3 protein-coding genes are annotated in these 4,291 nt (G+C 50.7%); all 3 read right to left on the minus strand.

The window, feature by feature from the left end; translation table 11 throughout:
* On the minus strand, positions 1-2,555 hold a 2,555-nt coding region (locus AB4496_RS01525; protein WP_372130516.1), incomplete at its 3' end, for a conjugal transfer protein TraG N-terminal domain-containing protein.
* A gap of 3 nt (positions 2,556-2,558) precedes the next feature.
* On the minus strand, positions 2,559-3,965 hold the full coding sequence (locus AB4496_RS01530; protein WP_016800101.1) for a conjugal transfer protein TraH: 1,407 nt from the start codon (positions 3,963-3,965) through the stop codon (positions 2,559-2,561).
* Positions 3,962-4,291, minus strand: a 330-nt coding sequence (gene trbB / locus AB4496_RS01535; protein WP_017101922.1) for a type-F conjugative transfer system pilin assembly thiol-disulfide isomerase TrbB, incomplete at its 5' end; no start/stop codon positions are given. The genes AB4496_RS01530 and trbB, both read right to left, overlap by 4 nt.

The following is a 4,291-nucleotide window of genomic DNA, read 5'->3' on the forward strand; positions in this document are numbered from 1 at the left end:
GCCACGGTATCGACGGTACTAGCCCATCCTTTCTCCATCGTGTTGTTTTGCTCGGGTGTCAGTTCTGGTTGTTGGGTTGGGGTGGTGGTTTCATGCGCTTTCTCCATTGTTGCCACAATCTTCGCCGTGTCACCATCGAGTCCCGCCATGGTGGTGAACTCTTCAGTGCGTGTGTAGTCTTGCCATTGCTCTTTCGCCTCGGCAATATCTTCCGGTTGGTAAGCGGTCATTAGGCGTTGGACGTCTGGTTGGTTTAATCCTATGTCTTTTTCCAAGTAATTCTGGAAGCCTTGAATCGCGTTGGCCGTAAAGCTGGCACTGCCAGAGTTTAGGCGCGTTTGAGTATTCGAGAGGGCGTTCAAGTCCGATTGGCTTTGCATGGCACTTACACCAAGAGACTTGGTGTTGCTGGCATTAATTGCAAAATCATGCGCAAACTGCTCAACCGACGTTCGGGTGTCTTTATTGTCCACCTGCGTGCCGGCACTGGTCACGGCATTGGCCCCTTCGGTGTATTGCTGCGTGGCTTGCTCAAGCTGCTGCTTTTGCTCGGCATTCATATTGCTGTAAGCCGTACGTTCATCATCAGACCATTTCACGCCGCCACTGGCGCCCAAATTGAATTGCGATGCCCCTTTGCCTGTTCCTAGGCCACCCTCGAAGCCGCCATAGACACTTTGCAGGTAAGCTTTTGATTGGTCTATCGTCCAACCCGTTTGTTGAATCACGCTGTCAACCGCCGTTTGCATGTCATTCATACCTTGGCTGACTTGAGTATTAAAGCCACTGGTGCTGCCTTCACCGTAAGCCAGGTTTTTACCCACACTATCATGCCAGCGGTCGCTCAGTGCCGCGCCTCCTTGGAGGGTTTGAGCCAGTTGGGTGCTAGTTTGAGCAAGGTTTTGCTGCGTTTGGCTGCGGGCATTCGCCACACTCTCTTGCAGCATGCTTTGCGTGTTGGCGCTGATGTTGCCGCGACTGGTGGTTTGTGAGCTGTCGTAGGTGGTGCGCCCATCTCCGTGTTGTGTGGTCACCGAGCCGTCTGGGTTTTGGGTGTAGCTGTGACCTTGGTTGGCGAGGGTATTGGTATCAAACTTATTGGCATGGGTGTTGTTCATGCTGTGGTTGTCAATCTGCATACTGCCAAAATCCAGATTACCCGTGGACGCTGCAGCGCTCGCTCTGGCATTGGTCGAGTTAATCATGCTCGAGAGCTGGTAGTTCATGCTCGACATGACTTCTTGACCGCCTTTTAAAATGCCTTTGGCTATCATAGGGACGCCTATCATCAATATACCCGTGATCCAGGCGAAGCGGCTGTGAAGCTCATCCGCGGCATTCGCGTTGGAAAGCACTAGCCCCCCGAACTTACCCGAGACATCCGTAGACAGAGATTCCAGTCCCCAAAGCTGAAAGCCGTTGATGATGGCAAACAAGGCTGGCCAGGTGGCCAAAAAGGCAAACGTCCCAAAATAGTTTTTTAACACCATCATGGTCAAGCCAGGAATGACCGCGGCCCCGGCCACAAAGAAGCCTAGGCACGCGAACAACATAAACATCATGGTATGGAGCATCGGCAAGTATTCTCTTGCCATCAAACCTAATGACGCCCACATTGAGGTGGTTTGCAGTTTATTGGTGGTATAAGCGTAATTGAGCGCAGCTTGCGTTGGGTCGAGGCTATCAAGGTTGTAGCGTAGCTCGTTCATCAGCATGTTTTGTTTGATGGTGCTGGACGCGCTGGTACTCATTCTAAAAAATTTGTCGTAGCTGCGGGTGAGTGACTGCACCACTTGCGGCTTATAACGGTCCGCGTCTTTGCCAAGCAATTGATGCGCTAACAAGCTCATGTTTTTATTGGCGGCATCATCAAAGCGCTGCTTGATGATAGGGTAAGCTTCTTCACATCGCTTGTAGGTGCTTCGGCCGCCGCCTTCATCAAGATAAAGGGCGCGCAACGGGCTTTGCCTAACGCCGTCTAAAAAGGCAAAAATATCAGGGGCGGTAAAGAGTTCATCCCAGGTGTATTTCCCATTGATTCTCACATCCCCAATCATGCAGTTATGAAAGTAGTCTCGCCAGAGTTTTTGCAGCGCCAGCTCATTAATCCTGGATTGTCTTGAGAGCTGATACAGCTCCGAGCCAAACAACATCCCAGTACGACCATAACGCTCATCGTCGGAGGTGGTGAAAATGCCTTCCACACCTTCGGCCATCCCCACCATGATAGAAGAGAAAAAGTAAGTAGGCACGGCCACGAGGTAAGGGACATTATCCACCTTGTAAGCCTTACCCGGTTGCGTCTTATCAATGATGAGCATGTCGGCTTTCATGTTGATAAGAAACAGGGGTACGGCAAAGAACACCACCATCCATTTGATGAGGTCTTTGGGGTTACGTGACAGCATGAAGATAAACAAACTGGTGATAAGCCCCAGCATCATGCACATCTGTAAGTAATCCCCAAAGGTATTGGTTCTAAAAAAAGTGGCCAGCGCATTAAAGGCTTTGTTGACCACTTCGCCGGAAGTGTAAGTGTAATATTCGAGTATCATAGGTCAGTTCCCATAAGCCGGGGTAGGTTTGGTGGTCGTGCTGATTTCTTTTGTGCTTTGCTGCGTGGTCTTTCTTTGCGAGTCAATCAGTTGATTGCGGTTGTTGAGCGCCTCAATGGCGTTCTCAGCCAGCCCCGCGGTAAAGCGTTTGGCGTTATCGATATCACGAGTGATGAGGGCGATGTCATCCTGGCTGTTGTTGGTGTTGGCCAAGGATTGGCGGGCAACATTTAACATGCTCACGAGGTACTGATTAAGCAGCTCCACCGCTATCATTCGCGAGTAGTTGCTGGTATCGGGGGTTTGATTGGCGGATAAGTCGTCAATAAAGAACTTGAGTACCGGCGTTTGAATCAGCTCCAGAAAACCCTCTTGTTGACGCGTGAGTCTTTGGTCGGTGGCTATCTTTTGCAGTATCGATTCCAGTTGTTTGCGTATCTGGTTTTGTATGCCGTTAGTTTGACTTATGGATAAGTTATTGCGCTTGGTAATGGTAATGCACGCATCTGGGCCTGTTTTGCGACACTGATAAACGTCAGCCTTGCCCCCTTCGAGCAGCACGTTGACGAGGTTGTTGTTGTCGGTCAAAAGGCTAGGGTAATAACGCGGATTGCCGTCTTTGTCGTACACGTAAGAGCCTGACAAACTCATCATGAATTGCGCTAGATTTTTGTCGGAGGACAAAAAAGCGTTATTCATGATCGCAGACCAGACCACGTTGTGATTGGTTTGGGTCATGTCTTTCAGGGCTGGATCCTTTTTGGCGTCCTTTAGCTGACCCGCTGCTTTGCCTCCTGCGCCACATTCCTGCTGCCCTTGAACCCAATCTGAGAAGGCGTTGTTTTGTGTCCCAAGCGTCGCGCAGACATGCTTTTTGGTAGCAGGAGCGGCAAAGGCGGCCAGTCCACCGATGGACGCTTGCGCGGCTTCACAAGAGTTCACCGATTGATTGAGATATTTGTCGAGCCTGGCTTGGAGATTATCCAGGTTTTGCTTGAGCTGCGGTGCCCAGGTTTGCAGGGCTAAGTTGACAATAAAAGGAGGGGCATTATGAATAATGGCTTTGCCCAGTTTCACCAGTTGGTCTGAGCTGATGTGTGAAAATCCCCCCATAAACATATCAATGCCAGTGCACCCGGTACTGATGGAGGGGACAGTGACGCTGACCAACTGTGCATCGACAATTTGATTACGCACAAACAAACTGCCACCGGTGTAGTAGTTGGCCGATTGCCCTTGGTAAGCCGTCGGGGTTGAGACGTTGGCGTTGTACCCTGAGTTATCAAAAAAGCGGGCCAGCGAGTGGTTGGTGTCGGCGTGACTTACGCCTGATAAGCTGATGAGAAATAAAGGAATAACTCGCTTATTCACCGCAACGGTGGACAAGTGGTGGAAAAGTGAGCGCTTCATTGGAGAGCCTCCTGCACTCGCGGATCGTTAAGGGCGTTCTGAATGCTTTGGGCAAGCGTGCTTTCTGGTACGTCTCCAATGCTCAGACGTGAGAACTTACGGCTGTTCACGTTCATTAAGAAGGTCGCAGGCATGACCGTTTTTCCCTGGCCTGGGAAAAAGGTCTTGCCTATCTCTGGTGTGACAGGAATAGGGACCTCAAACCCTGGAAGGCCCGGCCCATCAACAGAGAAGGCGTAAACCGGCAATTGAAATCGCTCGCCAAGGCGAGTGATTTTAGGGGCGGTCTTATGGCAGTACGGGCAGGTGCTTTCAAAAAAGAACAC

Origin of the sequence: Vibrio sp. 10N.222.46.A1 (genome assembly GCF_041473595.1) — a bacterium.
In the GTDB taxonomy this organism is placed as follows: Bacteria; Pseudomonadota; Gammaproteobacteria; order Enterobacterales; family Vibrionaceae; genus Vibrio; species Vibrio tasmaniensis_A.